The organism is Pseudogemmobacter sonorensis (assembly GCF_042762395.1).
Classification (GTDB): domain Bacteria; phylum Pseudomonadota; class Alphaproteobacteria; order Rhodobacterales; family Rhodobacteraceae; genus Pseudogemmobacter; species Pseudogemmobacter sonorensis.
Map to the genome: position 1 here is coordinate 22,315 of NZ_JBEFZE010000008.1, position 16,617 is coordinate 38,931.

Sequence of the window (16,617 nt, forward strand, 5' to 3'; positions counted from 1 at the left end):
CGCGCCGCCGCGGCTAGTCCTTTTGGCGGGACAATGATGCGCAGGAGAGCATGGAATGGACCGGGTTCTGGTGACGGGGGGCGCGGGCTATATCGGCTCGCATGCCTGCAAGGCGCTGGCGCGCGCGGGGTTCGAGCCGGTGGCCTTCGACAACCTCTCGACCGGCTGGCGCGAGGCGGTGAAATTCGGCCCGCTGGTCAAGGGCGACCTGCTGGACCGCGCCGCCATCGACGCCGCGCTTTCGCAATACCGCCCGGTGGCGGTGATGCATTTCGCTGCGCTTTCGCTGGTGGGCGAATCGATGAAGGACCCGGGGAAATACTGGCGGGTCAATGTCGACGGCGCGCTGAACCTGGTCGAGGCCACGGTGGCGGCGGGGATCCGCGATTTCGTCTTCTCCTCGACCTGTGCGACCTATGGCGACCAGGACGGCGTGGTGCTGACCGAGGAGACGCCGCAATATCCGATCAACGCCTATGGCGGCTCCAAGCGCGCCATTGAGAACATCGTCACCGATTTCGGCGCGGCCTTCGGGCTGAACCATGTGATCTTTCGCTATTTCAACGTGGCGGGCGCCGATCCCGAAGGGGATCTGGGCGAACAGCATGTGCCCGAGACCCATCTGATCCCGCTGATGCTGGATGCGGTGGCGGGCAGGCGCCCGGCCCTGACGGTCTTCGGCTCGGACTATCCGACCCGCGACGGCACCTGCCTGCGCGATTACGTCCATGTCTCGGATCTGGTCGACGCCCATGTGCTGGGGCTGAAATGGCTGCTCGACGGGCGCGGCAGCCGGGTCTTCAACCTTGGCACCGGCACAGGCTTTACCGTGCGCGAGGTGATCGAGGCCTCGCGCGCCGTCACCAACCGCGAGGTGCCGGTGGTCGAGGGGCCGCGCCGCCCGGGCGATGCGGTGGCGCTGGTCTCTGGCTCGGCCCGGGCGATCGAGGAACTGGGCTGGGCGCCCAAACGCTCCACCCTGCGGCAGATGATCGGCGATGCCTGGGGCTGGGCGTCGCGGCCCGGCTACGGCGGCTGAGGCCGGGGGTCGGCGTGCGGCATTGTCACCCGCCCCGCTCCCGGTCTATCCCTTTGACGGATGATGCGAAGCGGAGGCAGGCGATGGCGGGAATTGCGGTGATGGGGGCGGGGGCGGTCGGCTGCTACTACGGCGCGCTTCTGGCCGAGGCGGGCGAGGCGGTCACCCTGATCGGCCGCCCGGCGCTTGCGGCGGCGGTCCGGGACCAGGGCGGGCTTTTCCTTGAGACCGGCGGGCACAAGCGGCTGGTCCCCGCGGCCGAGGCGGCGGGAAAGCCCGGGCTTTCGGTGGTCACCGGGCCCGAGGGCGTGGCGGGCGCCGATCTGGTGCTGTTTGCGGTGAAATCCGGCGATACCGAGGCGGCGGGCCGACAGATCGCGCCGCATCTCGCGCCCGGGGCGGCGGTGCTCAGCCTTCAGAACGGCGTCGGCAATGCGCCCGCGCTTTCCGAGGTGCTGGGGCGCGAGGTGATCCCCACCGTGGTCTATGTCGCGGTCGAGATGGCCGGACCGGGCCATGTGCGCCACAAGGGCCGGGGCGAATTGATCCTGGGGCCGGGCGCGGGGGCCGATGCGGCGGCGCTGCGGCTTGGCGTCGCGGGGATCCGGGCCGAGGTCTCGGACCGGGCGCAGGCCGCGCTCTGGACCAAGTTCACGGTCAATTGCGTGTTCAACGCCGCCTCGGCGCTGACCCGCCAGCCCTATGGCGTGATCGCGGCCCAGCCCGGGGCCGAGGCCTTCCTGCGCGGGGTGATGGCGGAATGCCTGGCGGTCGCCCGCGCCTCGGGCGTCGATCTGCCCCAGGATTTCTGGCCCATTATCGAGGGAATCATCACCGGCATGCCGGGGCAGTTTTCCTCGACCGCGCAGGATCTGATGCGCGGCAAAAAGACCGAGATCGACCATCTGAACGGCGAGGTGCTGCGCCGGGCCGAGGCGCTCGGGCTGGCGGTGCCGCTCAATGCCGCGCTCTGGGTCATGGTCAAGGCCGCCGAGGCGGGCTGAGCCGGGACCGATTCGAGCGCCGCGCCGAAGAGGGGGCGGCGAATCCGGCCGGTTCTGCCCGGTTCTGTGCGATTTTTTTCAGGCTGTGCGAGTTGTGAAAGAATTGTCACAAACTGGCGCTAGACGCTCTTGCATGGATCCGGCGCCCGCCGTTACCTTTCCGTTACAATCGCGCAACTGCGATGGACGTGCGGAAAGGAGGGGCCGCGCGCCACGGACAGGCCGAAGATGATCACCAACAGGGGAGAGACCCATGAACTTCAGAACCAGACTGGCCGCGACGGCAAGCATCATCGCGATGCTTGGCTCGGCGGTTTCGGCTCAGACGCTGGCCGAGCTTGAGGCCGCCGCCAAGGCCGAAGGCATGCTGACCACCATCGCGCTGCCGCATTCGTGGTGCGGCTATGGCGATGTGATCGCGGGCTTCAAGGCGAAATATCCCGAGATCAGCGTGAACGAGCTGAACCCCGACGCGGGTTCCGCCGACGAGCTTGAGGCGATTCGCGCCAACAAGGACAACAAGGGCCCGCAGGCCCCCGACGTGATCGACGTGGGCCTGGCCTTCGGCCCCGCCGCGCAGGCCGAGGGGCTGCTTGCGCCCTACAAGGTCTCGACCTGGGACACGATCCCCGATGACGCCAAGGATGCCGACGGCCATTGGTATGGCGACTACTACGGCGTGATGTCGCTGGTGGTGAACACCGACCTCGTGGACAATGTGCCGACCTCCTTCGCCGATCTGCTCAAGCCCGAATATGCCGGTCAGGTGGCGCTGGCGGGCGATCCGCGCGCCTCGAACCAGGCCATCCTGGGCATTCTTGCCGCTGGAATGGCGCGCGGCGCCGAGCCGGGCGCCGAGGCCGCCGAAGCCGGTCTCCAGTTCTTCAAGGAGCTGAACGAGGCCGGGAATTTCGTGCCGGTCATCGGCAAGGCGGGCACGCTGGCCCAGGGCACCACGCCCATCGTCATCGCCTGGGACTACAACGGCCTGTCCTGGCGCGACGGTCTGAACGGCAACCCGCCGGTCGAGGTGATCGTGCCTTCGGACGTCTCGCTCGCGGGCGTCTATGTCCAGGCGATCTCGGCCTATGCGCCGCAGCCCAATGCCGCGAAGCTGTGGCAAGAGTATCTCTACAGCGACGAAGGCCAGCTCGGCTGGCTGGCGGGCTACTGCCACCCGATCCGCTTCAACGATCTGGTCGAGCGGGGCGTGGTGCCGCAAGAGCTTCTGGACAAGCTGCCTCCGCCCGAAGGCTATGCGGTCGCGGTCTTCCCGGCGATCGAGGCGGTGAACGCCAATTCCGACGCCGTCAAGGCGGGCTGGGACAGCGTGGTCGGCGCTTCGGTCGTCGACTGATCCGGCAGGCCCCGGGGGCGGGTCGGTCTCGGCCCGCCCCCGATAGCCTGACCGACCGGGCGCGCGCCTGCTGTTTCGTTTCGGACCTTTCGTCCCGTCCCCGCTTTCCGTCTTTCGTCTCCGTCTTTCGTCAAGGAATGATCCGCGCATGGCCGCACCGCGCTTTGCTTTTCGTCCGGGCCTGTCGAACTGGCTGGGCGTGGCGCCGTTCTTTTTGTTCGTCTTCTTCTTCCTGATCCTGCCCGCGCTTTACATCGTGGTCGGCGCCTTTCGCGCCCCCGACGGCAGTTTCACCTTCGCCAATATCCTTGGCCTGAACACGACCACGATCCGCAATGCCTATTGGGTCTCGATCCGGGTCAGCTTCTGGTCGGCGCTGATCGGTTGCCTGATCGGCTTTGCCATGGCGGCGGCGGTGGTCTTCGGCGCGCTGCCCAAGGGCATCCGCGCGCCTTTGCTGACATTCTCGGGGGTGGCGTCGAATTTCGCGGGCGTTCCGCTGGCCTTCGCCTTCATCGCGACGCTGGGCCCGGCGGGGCTGATCACGCTTTGGCTGCGGTCGGAGTTCGGGATCAACCTGCGGGCCTGGGGGTTTAACCTGTTCTCCTCGCAGGGGCTGATCCTGACCTATCTGTTCTTCCAGGTGCCGCTGATGATCCTGATCATCGTGCCGGCGCTTGACGGGCTAAAGCGCGAATGGCGCGAGGCGGCCGAGATGCTGGGCGCATCGGGGTTGCAATACTGGCGCATGATCGCGCTGCCGATCCTGACCCCGCCGTTGCTGGGCACTTTCGCGCTGCTTTTCGCCAATTCCTTCGGCGCGGTGGCGACGGCCTTCGCGCTGGCGGGGCCGCAGCTCAACATCGCGCCGATCCTTCTGTTCTCGCAGATCCGGGGCGACGTGCTGGGCGATCCGGGCCTGGGCTATGCGCTGGCCTTCGGCATGATCGTGATCACCGGCCTGTCCAACGGCATCTACCTGTGGCTGCGGGCGCGCTCGGAAAGGTGGCAGAAATGAACGGCGCGGAGCTTTCCGGGATCGAGGGCGCGCTGGCCAGCCTGGCCTGGCCCTTGCTGCGGGCCTTCGACTGGCTGAATGCGGTGGTCGAGATGGCGCTTTCGCTGGGCGGGCGGCTTGGCCATGACGGCGGCAAGCTGCTGGCGGCGCTGGCGCTTGGCTTCGTCTTTCAATTCGCGGCCCGGCTGCCCCTGCGCGCGGTGGTGGCGATCGTGGCGTTGGCGACGCTGGCCTTCGCGCTGCCGGTCCTTTTGATCCGGGCGCTGGAGACGGGCGTGGCGCCGCCGCATCTGCTGGCCTTCGCCTGGGGGATGGCGCTGGCGGCGGGCTGGACCTCGCTGCGCTGGTGGAGCTGGACCGCCTTCGTGCTGGGCACGATGATCTTCGTGCTGCCGCTCTTGGGCATGGCGGAATTCTCGCTCTCGATGCGGCGCGGGGTCTATTCCTTCGACGCCTATGTCTCGGTCCTGGGCGATCCGGCGTTTCGGCGCACTTTCCTTTATTCGGTGATGATGGCGGGGCTGACCATCGTCTTCGGCGTCCTGATCGTGGTGCCGACCGCCTATTGGGTGCGGCTGCGGATGCCGAGGCTGCGACCGGTGATCGAATTCATCACCATGCTGCCCCTGGTGATCCCGGCCATCGTCGTGGTCTTCGGCTATATCCGGCTTTACAACACCTCAAGCTGGCTGCCGCTGACCGGATCGGACCTGGGCACCAACATCCTTCTGATGTTCGGCTATACCATCCTCGCGCTGCCCTATCTTTACCGCGCGGTGGACACCGGCATGCGCGCCATCGACATCGCCACCCTGACCGAGGCGGCGCAATCGCTCGGCGCGGGCTGGCTGACGATCTTCGGGCGGCTGATCCTGCCCAATGTGCTGGTCGCGGTCCTGTCGGGCGCCTTCGTCACCCTGGCCATCGTCATGGGCGAATTCACCATGGCGGCGCTGCTGAACCGGCCCGCTTTCGGCCCCTATCTTCAGCTTGTCGGTGTCAACAAGGCCTATGAGCCCGCCGCGCTGGCCGTCATCGCTTTCGCCATCACCTGGGCCTGCATGGGCCTGATCCAACTGGTCACCCGGTTGCAGAAACACACAAGGGCCGCGCGCTAGTCTCATGGCATATCTCGACATCGAGCATCTGGAAAAAAGCTTCGGCGACAACCGCGTCGTCAAGGATTTCAACCTGCCGGTCGAACAGGGCGAGTTCATCTCGCTTCTGGGGCCCTCGGGCTGCGGCAAGACCACGGTCCTGCGCATGGTGGCGGGGTTCGAGACCCCCACCTCGGGCAAGATCGTGATCGACGGCCAGGACCTGACCCGGGTCAGGACCTCGAAGCGCAACGTGGGCATGATGTTCCAGGCCTATGCGCTGTTTCCCAACCTGACGGTGGCCGAGAATGTGGGCTTCGGGCTGAAGGTCGCGGGCGTGGGCCGGGCCGAGCGCGAGGCCCGGGTGACCGAGATGCTGGATCTGATCGGCCTGCCGGACAAGGCGGGCAATTATCCGTTCCAGCTTTCGGGTGGCCAGCAGCAGCGGGTGGCGCTGGCCCGCGCGCTGGCGCCGCGGCCGCGGGTGCTCTTGCTCGACGAGCCGCTGTCGGCGCTGGACGCCAAGGTGCGGGTGTCCCTGCGCAACGAGATACGCGACATCCAGCGCGAGCTGGGCATCACCGCGATCTTCGTCACCCACGACCAGGAAGAGGCGCTGTCGATCTCGGACCGGATCGTGGTGATGAACGGCGGCGTGGCCGAGCAGGTCGGCCCCCCGCATGAGATCTACAACCGCCCGGCCACACGGTTCGTGGCGAATTTCGTCGGCACCCTGAACACGTTCGAGGCGGTGGCGCAGGGCGGCAATCTGGTCAGCGTCGGCGGCACCCCCGTCGTTCTGGCCGAGCCGCATGGCGCCACCGGGCCGGTCGCACTGGCCCTGCGCCCCGAGGCGGTGCGCCTTGGCCGCGCCGAGGGGCGCGAGGTGGTGCTGCCCGCCGTGATCGAGGAGGTGCATTTCCTTGGCTCGGTGATCCGGCTCAGGGCGCGGGCCGGGGGCGGGCTGGTCGACCTGGATACGTTCAACCGCGCCGATACCCCGCCGCCGCCGGTGGGCTCCTCGACCGAGATCAGCTTCTCGGGCCGGGACGCGATCGTGCTGCGGGGCTGAAAGGCGCCGTCTATCCCTTGTGCGGTGCCCTCCATCCGGCGCCGTCCCTTCGGGTGGTGACTTGCCTGCGGGGCCGCTTGCGTTCTATGCTGGCAAACATATCGCCTGCACCGAACCGCCTAGCCGACCACTGACGGAGGGACGCCTTGCATCTTGGCTATGTCTGCCTGCCCGGCGACGGCGAGACCGACCGGCTTCTGGCCGAGGTCGCGGCGCGGCTGAAGGCGCAGGGGCTGGCGCTGGCCGGGGCGGTGCAGGTGAACAGCCACCGCCCGGGCAGGCGCAAGGCCGATATGGACCTGCATCTGCTGCCCGGGGGGCCGGTGGTCCGCATCAGCATCGACCGGGGCGAGGGCGCGACGGGATGCCGTCTCGACACCGCCGCGCTGGAGGAAGCCGCCGTGGTCGTCGCCCGCCGGGTCGAGGGGGCGGATGTGCTGTTTCTGAACAAGTTCGGCAAGCAGGAGGCCGAGGGCCATGGCTTTGCCGACAGCCTGGCCGAGGCGTTGTCGCAGGGGATCCCGGTGGTGGTCGGCATGGTCGATCATTTCCTGGAGGGGTTCCTGGCCTTTGCCGATGGCCATGCGGCCGAGCTTCCGGGCGAGGTCGAGGGCGTGCTGGACTGGATCGCCGCGGCGCGGCGCGAGCGCGCGGCCTGAGGGATCGGCCTTCGGGATCTGGTCGGGGCGGGGAGGGGGCGCTGCCCCCTCGGCCCGTGCCGGGCCTCACCCCCGGGATATTTTTGCAAAGAAGAATGAGGCAGGGGGCGGATCCTTGGGGCGGCTGGGTCTTGGGGATCTGGGCCTTGGGGGTCAGAGGCCGAAGCCGCTCCAGGGGATGTAGTGCAGGCGGTCGCCGGGGCGGATCCGTTGCAGATCCTCGGGGAGTTCGATGAGGCCGTCGGCCCAGGCGAGGCTGGAGATCCGCGCCGAGCCCTCGGAGGGGAAGACTTCGGCGAGGCCATGTTCGTTCAGGCGCGCGCGCAGGTATTCGCGCCGTCCGGCGGGTTTGTCGCGGGAGAAACCGGCGATGACCGGGTGGCCGCGCGGCGGGCGCCAGCCCGCGCCCGCGCGCAGGGCCAGGGCGGGGGCGGCGAAGACCATGGCGCAGGTCATCGCGGCCACCGGATTGCCGGGCAGGCCGAAGACCGGCACGCCTTTCCAATGCGCCAGCGCCAGCGGGCGGCCGGGTTTCATCGCCACGCGCCAGCTTGAGAGTTCGCCCTCGGCGCGCAGGAGGGCCGAGACGTGGTCCTCGTCCCCGCCCGAGGCGCCGCCGGAGGTCACGATCGCATCGGCCAGACCGGCCGCCCGGTCCAGCGCGTCGCGGATCGCGTCGCGGTCGTCGTCGAGGATGCCCAGGTCCAGCGCCGCATGCCCCAGCCGCGTCAGGGCCGCGATCAGCATCGGGCGGTTCGCGTCGGGGATCGCCCCGGGGATCACCCCGGGCGCCGCGTGGTCGAGCGCCAGCTCGGCGCCGGTCGACAGCACGCCCACCCGCAGCCGGGGCCGCACCACCAGGTGGGTGAGGCCGGTGGCGGCGGCGAGGCCGATCTCGGCCGGGCCGAGCCTTTGCCCGGGCGCCAGGATCGGGGCGCCGCGCCGCACATCCTCGGCCGCCGGGCGGATATTGGCGCCGGGCCTTGCGGGCGGATCGGCAAGTTCGATCCCGCCATGCGCCATGCGGGTGCGTTCCTGCGCGATCACGGTGTCGACCCCTTCGGGAAGGGCGGCGCCGGTCAGGATGCGAAGGGCGTGGCCGGGGGGCACGGTGCCGGGATAGGGGACGCCGGGGGCGGCGCGGCCGGGCGCCAGCGGCACCGGACCCGCCGCGGGGTCGAGCGTGGCGAAGGCGTAGCCATAGCCGTCCAGCGCCGAATTCGACATGGGCGGGTGGCTGCGCGCGGCCCGGGCCTCTTCGGCCAGGATGTGACCGGCGGCTTCCTCCAGCGGCAGGGTCAGCCGGGTGGTGATCGGCCGGATCCGGGCGCGCAGCCGGGCGAGGACCTCTTCGACCGGGGCGTCCCGGCCCGGCCCGCGCGGCGGCGGCGGGGGGATGAGCCCGGTCTCGGCGGCGATGAAATCGGCGATGGCGGGGATGTCGTCGAGATCGAAGCGGGGCAGGCCGGGCCGGGAGAGATCAGGCAGGTCGAAAGGGTGGTCCGAGGCCAGCGCCCGGATCGAGCCGAGCCCGGGCGCCAGGGGCGGTTCGGCCGCGCCGCGCCGAATGGTTTCGATCTTGGCATGGGGGGCGGTCTTGAACCCTTCGACCAGCACCAGATCCACCGGGGCGAGCCGCGCCAGATGCGCCTCCAGCCCCGGTTCGGCGCCGCCCATCAGCGCCCATCCGTTGGGCGCGGCCAGCACGACCTCGATGGCGCCCGCCGCGCGGTGGCGGTCGCTGTCGGTGCCGGGGCGGTCGAGGCCCGCGGCGTGATGGCTGTGCTTGATCGTCGAGACCCGGAGCCCGCGCGCGGCGAATTCCGCGACCAGACGCTCGACCAATGTGGTCTTGCCCGAATTCTTCCGCCCGGTGATCCCGTAGATCCGCATCCCGCCTGCGCCCGTCTTGCCCCTGTGTCCAGAAGCTTTGCCATGCCGGATGCGCCGGGGCCAGCCCGCCGCTTGTCCCGCGCGGCATGAAGTCGCCGCAGGCGCCTGGCGGGGCTGGATCCCGGGGCGCGTCAGATCTTCGGCAGCGGGCACCGGACCAGAAGGTGCCGCTGTGCGGCAGGGCCGAACGGGAGGTGAAAAAGTCGAGCATCGCCCCGGGATCGGGCTGGCCGGTCAACCGCGGATGCCGCGCGAGGGCAAGCGCCCCGGGCCGCGCCAGATGCGGTGGCGTGTCGTTGACCATGTGCCGGACGGCCAGAGCGCGGCTCTCACGCGCGGCTTCGGGCACCGGGGCGTCGCCCCGTGCGCCAGATAGCGGCCGAGACCCCCGGCCCGAGCGCCATGCGGCCCAGGCCCGGGCGCCATGCCGCCGCGATCCGCGACATGGCTGCAGCCGGTGGCGAGATATAGAAATCGGGGGTGGCGGAGAGCATGCCCTCGACCGAGAACTGACGGGTCGGGGCATCCGCGAAGAGGCCCTCGGGCAGGCGGCCTCCGGCGGCCTTGATCATGTCGGCGAAGGCGCCGTCGCCGACCAGGGTGCAGCAGGGCATTCCGTCGGCATGGAGATGGATCATCACCTCGGGACGCTCCGCGCCGTCGATCAGCCCGGCCAGCCGACTGGGCCCGGCGGCGTAGCGGTCGGCGATCGCGACGGCGCGGGGCCTCTTCGCCGCATAAGGCGCAGGCTGGGTTCGGTATTCTCCAGCGGGCGGGCGAAGAAAACCACCAGCGCCACCGGGATTCCCGCCGTATCGGACAGGTCCATCACCGGCCTCTGCATCCCGCCCGCGCCCGCCTTGCCGCTTGTCGTTCAGCGAGGCGTTCGCCACGCGCCCCTCGCCCCGGAAGCGATATCCGGTCAGGCCCGCCCTGTTGGTGCTGCCGCCCACCAGCGGGCAGGAGGCGATATATTCCTTGTCGAACAGGTTCGAGACCGCGAGGTTCAGCTTCAGCCCCTTCAGATCGGCATTGCGCGCGCCGAAACCGCAGGAAAGCGACAGGTCGGCGACGGTTAAGCCGACACCTTGTAGATGTTCGATGCGTCGCCCCGGCTTGAACCGACATGGCGCCCCCCCCACCGATCGCCAGACCGGCCAGCGCCGTGTCGTCGCCAAAGCGGCAATGCGCCCGGAGTGCGGCCTGATGGGTCGGCGCCGCCGCCGGTGTCCTGCCGATATTGGCGCCCTGGGTATTCCCGACCGTGGTATGGCTGTAAGGGCCGATCAGGTCGAAGCCCCGGGCGATCTGGGCCCTGGCCTAAGGCTCGATCCCGCGCGAGCGGACCTCGCCCTGCGGGTCGAGCAATTGGCGGGCGTGCTGCATCCGGGATTGGCGATGCCGCTTGACACGATCATGTTCTGCCGGCGGATGTCGAACAGCGCGACGGTGAAAAGGCCCGGGAAACTGCCCGGCTCATAGCGCAGGCCGAGCTCCCATTGCCGCCGGGTCATCGCTTCGAAACTGGCCAGATTGCCCGAGGCGTCCAGCCCCGTCACCGCCGAGGACTGCGGCTCGAACGAGGACGAGCAGCTTGCATAGGGGGCAAAGCCATTGCCGAAGTCGTAGGTCGCGCCGATCCGGCCGCTGGTTTTCGAGGCCTTGACATCGTATGGCGTGGTCGCGCCGGTTGCCGGGGTGGTGGTGCGGCCCCTGGATTCATAGCGGTCGTGGCGCAGGCCCGCCGTCACGGTCAGGGTGCCGATCTCCATCCTGTCCTGCGGGTAGAAGCCGGGTTGCTCGCGCGTCTCAGTCGCGTGAGGGGTGAAGGGCGCCGAAGCCGCGATGCCGCAGACCGGGTTCAGATCGTCGATGTTCGGCACCGCGACCGAGGTGGTATGGTCGCGGGCGGAATCGAGATCAGGGTCGTCGAGGCCGGTCAGCAGGGTAGCATGGCAGCGCCGGTCTCGAACCTGAACTCCAGCCGCGTGTCGGTGCCCGGCATCCTGCTGTGCTCAAGGAAACGCGAGCCGAGGCGGCACAGCTCCGACCCGTTCGGATCGACCCAGGCCATGGCGGCAAGGGGCGGCGCCATGATGCTGTATTGCTCGGCTTCGAGGTGCGTGCAGCGCAGCGCGTGCGTCAGCATGACACCGGGCGAGAAGCGGTGCGTCACCTCGTAGCCGATCCATTTCTGTTTCCGTTCCAGCCCCGACCATTCCGGGCCTTCGAGGTTGAAATCATAGGAATGCCCAGCCCGGCCGGATGGTCGAAGAGGACGCCCACGGCGGGCAGGAACGGCGCATGGTCGTTGGCCGGGGTCGCGGATGATCCCGGCCTGCACCGTCAGTTCGGTCGTCTCCGAGATCTTCCGGGTCAGCGAGGGCGCCAGCATGTAGCGTTCGGTCCTTGAGCCGTCGACATTGCCATCAATGCCGCTGGCAAGGCCGGTTACCGGGAACGGCAGCCTGCCGCCCTCGGTCAGCGGCTGGCTGAAGTCGAAGGCCAGCCCGGCCCGGTCGGGCGATCCGAAGCGCAACTCTACCTCGCGCGTGACCCCGGCGTTGCGGGCGGAATGGAGTGCTGGAACGGCTCAAGGTTTTCCTCCTGCCAGAAAGTTGTCAAGAAAACAGTCGGGTAAGCTATTTCTTGACTACGGGCAGGCAGGTGGGCAGGCGGGTGGCGCGACCACATCGCCACCTTTGAAGGCCAACCTGGGACCTATGGCTGCCAGTCAAGCCGGTGTTGCCGGGCGGATTCGGCGGGTAGGGATGGCGCGATGAATGCAAGCTCCAGCATGCCGGGCGGGCCGGAAAATGGCGGGGCCGATCAAGATCCGGCCCCGGGGCCGACGCAATGGCAGGGGCAGGCCGTCCGGCTGCGTTTCCGCGACATGTCGCGGGTGACGGCCGCCCAATCCATTCGCCACCCGCCCGATCTTTCCGCCTTCGCGCCGGATGACGTGCTGATGGAGTGGTGGGGGCCTCAACCGCGAGCTCCGGCCCGGGCTGCATCTGCATGCCGCCGAGGGGGAGGAATGGCATGCGCTGGTGTCGCGCTCGGAACACCCGCCCGGTCTTTACTGCCTCTTCCTGCTCGGCGATGCGCTGGACCTGCGCTTCGGCGAGCAGGGGATCGGCATCGGCGGAGCCAATGGCGCGGCGAAGAGGCATATCGGCCCTGCGCCATCGGCCCGAACTGTTCGAACGGCGGGCCAAGCGGCGCCGGTCGGTGCGCAAGGTGATCGTTTGGGCAAGCCTTGAATGGCTGAACCGCGACGGCGCCGGTTTCCTGGCCGCCCTGCCGCCGGAGATGGCGTCGGGCGGTATCGCGCGGGATGTATTTGCGCGCCTCGTGGAACTGATCAGCCAGATCACGCGGCCGCAGGAGATGTCCGAGCCGCTCGCGCCGCTTTGTTTCGAGGGGCGCGCGATCCAGGTGGTCTAGGGGACGCTGGCCGCCCACCGATACGATCCCCCGCGCCGCGCTGCCCCCGGGCAACCTGTCGGCGCTGGAGCGGGCGAAATCCTGGATCGGCGGCGCGCGGCCCGAGGATCCGGCCGCCGAGTCCATCGCCCGCGAGGCCGGGGTCAGCGCGCGTGTTGCAGTGATTGTTCCAGGCCTCGGAGGATTGCGGCGTCCATGAATGCGTTCGCGGCTTCCAGCTTGATCGGGCCTATGCCGGGTTGCGGAGCGGGGTTTCGGTCCCGGACGCCAGCCAGAACGCGGGGTATGATTCGGCCACGAATTTCGCGAAGCTCTTCCGCAACAGGTTCGGCGCCCCCCCGCTCGCCGCTGCGACCCCTGCGCCAAGGGCGCGCGGGGTCGACATGGGGCCGCCCGCCGGGAGCTCGGTTCGAAAGCCGCGATATGCCTTGCTTTGCGGACTGATCGGGGGCGCCTGTCTGGCGCAGGTCGGCTTTGCCCCCCGGCCGCGAGACGGGCCGGAGCCGGTCACGCGCCGACGACCGCGCGGGACAGCCGCGCTCAGGAGCGCGGGACCGGCCTGCCGTTCACCCAGGTCGCGCGGATGGCGCGGTCGTCGCCCATCATGATCGTGGGGAAGATCTGCTGCCACAGCGTCTCGGCCCGCCGGGTCGCCTGCTCGATCGGATGGGTCGAGGCCAGGTCCACCACCACCAGATCGGCCTCCATCCCCGGGGCGATATTGCCGATCCGCTCCTCGGCCCGCAGCGCCCGGGCCGAGCCCTGGGTCGCCAGCCACCACAATTGCGCCGGATGCAGCGGGTTGTGGCGAAGCTGCGCCACCTCATAGGCCGCCGCCATGGTGCGCAGCATGGAAAACGACGATCCCCCCCCGGTGTCGGTTGCCAGCCCCACCCGCAACCGCCGCGCCAGCCCCATGTCGAACAACCCCGAGCCGATGAAGGTGTTCGAGGTCGGGCAATGCACGAGGCTCGCCCCCGCCTCGACCAGCCGGGCCTTTTCGCGCTCGGTCAGCCAGATCGCATGGCCGTAGACCGCGCCTTCGCGCAGAAGGCCCTGGGTCTCATAGGTGTCGAGATAGTCGCGCGATTGCGGGAAAAGCGCCTTCACCCATTCGATCTCGTCGGTCTGTTCCGACAGATGGGTCTGCATCAGGCAATCGGGATGCTCCTTCCACAACTGCCCCATCGCCGCCAGTTGCTCGGGCGTCGAGGTGGGCGAGAAGCGGGGCGTGATCACATAGGACAGCCGGTCCAGCCCGTGCCATTTGCGCAAGAGCGCCCTGGACTGGTCATAGGCGCTTTGCGCGGTGTCCAGCAGGCCCGGGGGGGCGTTCCTGTCCATGCAGGTCTTGCCGGTATAGATCCGCATGTCGCGCGCCTGCGCCGCCTCGAACAGCGCATCGACCGAGCCGGGATGGATCGTGGCATAGGAGCAGACCGTGGTCGTGCCGCCCGCCAGCACGATGTCCAGATAGCGCCCGGCGATGTCGCGGGCATAATCGGGATCGGCGAAGCGCATCTCCTCGGGGAAGGTATAGTCGTTCAGCCAATCGATCAGCCGCTTGCCCCAGGAGGCGATCATCGCCGTCTGGGGATAATGGACATGGGCATCGACGAAACCGGCCGAGATCAGGCAGCGGCCGTAATCGTGGCGCCGGGCCCGGGGATGCGCGGCGGTCAGCGCCCCGGCCTCGCCCAGATCCAGGATCCGGCCCGCCTCGACCAGGACCGCGCCATCGGCGATATGGCGGGCGGCATCCTCGCCCGTCTCGAAAGGGTCGCCCCGATAGCTCAGCACCTGTCCCAGAAGAAGATCGGCCATGTGTCGCCCTTTCGTTACCCGCGCCGGTTACTGCGCCTGTTACATGCGCCCGTTACCCGCGCCCGCCAGCATAGGCGCTTGCGGCCGAAAGGGAATCCGGTGCTTTTCCCTGTTTTGCGAAAACACCTTTGGCTATGGTCGCGATAATCTTTCACGGGGCGGTTCAGGACAGGCGATGACGGAAACCGAGGCAGACCGCGACTCCGATCGCAACCGGGGGAAGCTCGCGATGGAGCGGCTTGGCCTTGTGCTCGACGCCGTCGAGGCGGGCGATGCGGCGCGGATCGATTCGCTGCTGGATCCGCTGCATGCGGCGGATGTGGCCGACATCCTGGAACAGATCTCGCCCGCGCAGCGCGAGGATCTGCTGGCGCTGTGGCATGGCGGGGTGGATGGCGAACTGCTGTCCGAGATCGACGATTCGATCCGCGAATCGGTGATCGAGTCGCTGCCCGAGGCCGTGGTGGCCGAGGCGATGCGCGAACTCGACACCGACGACGTGGTCGACATCCTTGAGGATCTGGACGAACCGGCGCAGGAAAAGATCCTGGAGGCGCTGGAGGACGCCGACCGGGTGGCGGTCGAACAGGCGCTGTCCTATCCCGAATATTCCGCCGGCCGCCTGATGCAGCGCGAGACGGTGGTCGCGCCCGAGCACTGGAACGTGGGCGAGGCGATCGACTGGCTGCGCAGCTCGCAGGCGCTGCCCGACCAGTTCTACCATGTGATCCTGATCGACCCCAGGCTGCGCCCCGTCGCCTATGTCACGCTGGGCCGCATCCTGTCGGCGCCGCGCGACACCCCGCTGCGCGAGATCGCCGAGGAAAGCTTCCGCACCGTCAGGGCGACCGACCCCGAGGCCGATGTGGCCTGGATCTTCAACCAGTATCACCTGATCTCTTGCCCGGTGGTGGATCAGGGCGGGCGGCTGGTGGGGGTGATCACCATCGACGACGCGATGAACGTGCTGGACGAGGAACACGAGGAGGACATGCTGCGCCTTGCGCGGGTGGGCGACGAAAGCTCGATCCAGGACGGGGTGTGGGAAACGGTGAAAAGCCGCATCCCCTGGCTGTTCGTGAACCTGATCACCGCCAATGTCTCGGCCCTGGTGATCGGGCTTTTCGACGGCACCATCGCGCAGATCGTCATCCTGGCGGCGCTGATGCCGATCATCGCCTCGATGGGCGGGATCGCGGGCACGCAGAGCCTGACCATCGCGGTGCGCGCGCTGGCCTCGCGCGATCTGACCGGGGCGAATGCGATGCGGGTCGTGCGGCGCGAGGCGCTGGTGGGCGTGGTCAACGGGCTGTCCTTCGCGGTGCTGATGGGGGCGGTGGGGTGGTTCGTCCTGGGCCTGCCGATGCTGGGGGCGGTGCTGGCGATGGCGATGATCATCAACCTTTGCGTGGCGGCGCTGGCCGGGATCCTGGTGCCGCTGGCGATGGACCGGATGGGGTTCGATCCGGCGCTGGCCTCGGGGACATTCGTGATGACGGTGACGGATGTGGTAGGCTTCTTCGCCTTCCTCGGCCTCGCCTCGGTGCTCTTGCTGTGAGCGGGGAGGGCCCCGCCCAGGCAAAGGCGGCGCTGCAGGCGAAGGCGGGGCTGCAGGCGAAGGCGGGGCTGCGGGGGCAGGCGCGGGCAGCGCGGGCCGGGGCCCATGCGAGGGGGCAGGGCCAGGCGGCGGAACTCCTGGCCGACTACCTGGGCGCCTTGCTGGCGCGGCAGGGGGGGGCGCTGGCGGGCTATATGCCGATCCAGACCGAGATCGACCCCCGCCCCGCCCTGGCCGTCGCGCCGGTGCCGGTCTGCCTGCCGGTGATCCAGGGCCGGGACCTGCCCTTGCGGTTCCGCGAATGGTCGCCCGGCAGCCCGCTGGTCGAGGGCGCCTTCCGCGCGCTGATCCCTGCCGAGGGCGCCTGGCTGGAGCCCCGGGTGCTGATCGTCCCGCTGCTGGCCTTCGATGCGAGGGGGTTCCGGCTGGGCTATGGCGGCGGCTTCTACGACCGCACGCTGGAGCGTCTGCGCGCCCGGGCCGCCCTGTCCGAGGGCGCGGCGCCGGTGCGGGCTGTGGGCTTTGCCTTCGCCGCGCAAGAGGTCGAGGCGGTGCCGGTCGAGCCGACCGACCAGCCCCTGGACGCCATCGTCACCGAGGCGGGCGTGATCGAGCCGCCGGGCGCGTGAAGGGGGCAGGGCGCGCCCCG

Annotated in this window: 15 protein-coding genes and 1 pseudogene; 11 read left to right on the top strand and 5 right to left on the bottom strand. The window is 69.2% G+C overall.

Features of this window, described 5'->3' with window-relative positions; translation table 11 throughout:
- Positions 1-55: 55 nt before the first annotated feature.
- From galE to ABNX41_RS08310, 7 genes are all read left to right on the top strand, one after another.
- A complete protein-coding gene (gene galE / locus ABNX41_RS08280) occupies positions 56-1,039 on the top strand; it encodes a UDP-glucose 4-epimerase GalE (protein ID WP_438669251.1) in 984 nt (327 codons plus the stop codon).
- 83 nt (positions 1,040-1,122) lie between these two features.
- On the top strand, positions 1,123-2,043 hold the full coding sequence (locus ABNX41_RS08285; protein ID WP_438669252.1) for a ketopantoate reductase family protein: 921 nt from the start codon (positions 1,123-1,125) through the stop codon (positions 2,041-2,043).
- A gap of 253 nt (positions 2,044-2,296) precedes the next feature.
- Entirely contained in the window at positions 2,297-3,400 is a 1,104-nt protein-coding gene (locus tag ABNX41_RS08290; protein ID WP_438669253.1) for an ABC transporter substrate-binding protein, read from the top strand.
- Between the two features lie 148 nt (positions 3,401-3,548).
- Complete coding sequence (locus ABNX41_RS08295; protein ID WP_438669254.1) at positions 3,549-4,418, top strand: ABC transporter permease; 870 nt, start codon at positions 3,549-3,551, stop codon at positions 4,416-4,418.
- Positions 4,419-4,729: 311 nt separating this feature from the next.
- Positions 4,730-5,536, top strand: a complete 807-nt coding sequence (locus ABNX41_RS08300; RefSeq protein ID WP_438669359.1) for an ABC transporter permease — start codon at positions 4,730-4,732, stop codon at positions 5,534-5,536.
- Between the two features lie 4 nt (positions 5,537-5,540).
- Positions 5,541-6,587 (top strand): ABC transporter ATP-binding protein, encoded by a 1,047-nt coding sequence (locus ABNX41_RS08305; RefSeq protein WP_438669255.1) that lies wholly within the window; start codon positions 5,541-5,543, stop codon positions 6,585-6,587.
- 146 nt (positions 6,588-6,733) lie between these two features.
- Complete coding sequence (locus ABNX41_RS08310; RefSeq protein WP_438669256.1) at positions 6,734-7,246, top strand: DUF2478 domain-containing protein; 513 nt, start codon at positions 6,734-6,736, stop codon at positions 7,244-7,246.
- A 153-nt stretch (positions 7,247-7,399) separates the two neighbouring features.
- Here ABNX41_RS08310 and mobB read toward each other — a convergent pair whose 3' ends face one another.
- The 4 genes from mobB to ABNX41_RS08330 form a co-directional block, all read right to left on the bottom strand.
- On the bottom strand, positions 7,400-9,139 hold the full coding sequence (gene mobB, locus ABNX41_RS08315; protein ID WP_438669257.1) for a molybdopterin-guanine dinucleotide biosynthesis protein B: 1,740 nt from the start codon (positions 9,137-9,139) through the stop codon (positions 7,400-7,402).
- Between the two features lie 329 nt (positions 9,140-9,468).
- The gene (locus ABNX41_RS08320; RefSeq protein ID WP_438669258.1) at positions 9,469-10,317 is read right to left on the bottom strand and encodes a TroA family protein; all 849 of its coding nucleotides are present in this window, start codon (positions 10,315-10,317) and stop codon (positions 9,469-9,471) included.
- Between the two features lie 108 nt (positions 10,318-10,425).
- Positions 10,426-11,022, bottom strand: coding sequence for a TonB-dependent receptor domain-containing protein (locus ABNX41_RS08325; RefSeq protein ID WP_438669259.1), 597 nt, complete (start codon positions 11,020-11,022; stop codon positions 10,426-10,428).
- A 56-nt stretch (positions 11,023-11,078) separates the two neighbouring features.
- The gene (locus tag ABNX41_RS08330; RefSeq protein WP_438669260.1) at positions 11,079-11,678 is read right to left on the bottom strand and encodes a hypothetical protein; all 600 of its coding nucleotides are present in this window, start codon (positions 11,676-11,678) and stop codon (positions 11,079-11,081) included.
- 463 nt (positions 11,679-12,141) lie between these two features.
- Here ABNX41_RS08330 and ABNX41_RS08335 point away from each other — a divergent pair.
- Together ABNX41_RS08335 and ABNX41_RS08340 are read left to right on the top strand one after the other, a co-directional pair.
- Positions 12,142-12,402: pseudogene (locus ABNX41_RS08335) on the top strand (hypothetical protein); the annotation flags it as partial.
- The gene (locus ABNX41_RS08340) at positions 12,293-12,586 is read left to right on the top strand and encodes a hypothetical protein (RefSeq protein ID WP_497883249.1); all 294 of its coding nucleotides are present in this window, start codon (positions 12,293-12,295) and stop codon (positions 12,584-12,586) included. The pseudogene ABNX41_RS08335 and the gene ABNX41_RS08340, both read left to right, overlap by 110 nt.
- Positions 12,587-13,126: 540 nt before the next feature.
- Here ABNX41_RS08340 and guaD read toward each other — a convergent pair.
- Positions 13,127-14,410 carry a guanine deaminase gene (gene guaD / locus ABNX41_RS08345; RefSeq protein ID WP_438669263.1) on the bottom strand — a complete coding sequence of 428 codons (1,284 nt, stop codon included), beginning with the start codon at positions 14,408-14,410 and terminating at the stop codon, positions 13,127-13,129.
- 229 nt (positions 14,411-14,639) lie between these two features.
- Between guaD and mgtE the strand changes: the two genes are divergently transcribed.
- Complete coding sequence (mgtE, locus tag ABNX41_RS08350) at positions 14,640-15,968, top strand: magnesium transporter (RefSeq protein ID WP_438669360.1); 1,329 nt, start codon at positions 14,640-14,642, stop codon at positions 15,966-15,968.
- 50 nt (positions 15,969-16,018) lie between these two features.
- Positions 16,019-16,597, top strand: coding sequence for a 5-formyltetrahydrofolate cyclo-ligase (locus tag ABNX41_RS08355; protein WP_438669361.1), 579 nt, complete (start codon positions 16,019-16,021; stop codon positions 16,595-16,597).
- Positions 16,598-16,617 lie beyond the last annotated feature (20 nt).

Excerpts from the sequence above, each read along its gene's own strand:
- galE (WP_438669251.1), top strand. The coding sequence starts at position 56 with ATGGACCGGGTTCTGGTGACGGGGGGCGCGGGCTATATCGGCTCGCAT.
- ABNX41_RS08285 (WP_438669252.1), top strand. The coding sequence starts at position 1,123 with ATGGCGGGAATTGCGGTGATGGGGGCGGGGGCGGTCGGCTGCTACTAC.
- ABNX41_RS08290 (WP_438669253.1), top strand. The coding sequence starts at position 2,297 with ATGAACTTCAGAACCAGACTGGCCGCGACGGCAAGCATCATCGCGATG.
- ABNX41_RS08295 (WP_438669254.1), top strand. The coding sequence starts at position 3,549 with ATGGCCGCACCGCGCTTTGCTTTTCGTCCGGGCCTGTCGAACTGGCTG.
- ABNX41_RS08300 (WP_438669359.1), top strand. The coding sequence starts at position 4,730 with ATGGCGCTGGCGGCGGGCTGGACCTCGCTGCGCTGGTGGAGCTGGACC.
- ABNX41_RS08305 (WP_438669255.1), top strand. The coding sequence starts at position 5,541 with ATGGCATATCTCGACATCGAGCATCTGGAAAAAAGCTTCGGCGACAAC.
- mobB (WP_438669257.1), bottom strand. The coding sequence starts at position 9,139 with ATGCGGATCTACGGGATCACCGGGCGGAAGAATTCGGGCAAGACCACA.
- ABNX41_RS08340 (WP_497883249.1), top strand. The coding sequence starts at position 12,293 with ATGGCGCGGCGAAGAGGCATATCGGCCCTGCGCCATCGGCCCGAACTG.
- guaD (WP_438669263.1), bottom strand. The coding sequence starts at position 14,410 with ATGGCCGATCTTCTTCTGGGACAGGTGCTGAGCTATCGGGGCGACCCT.
- mgtE (WP_438669360.1), top strand. The coding sequence starts at position 14,640 with ATGGAGCGGCTTGGCCTTGTGCTCGACGCCGTCGAGGCGGGCGATGCG.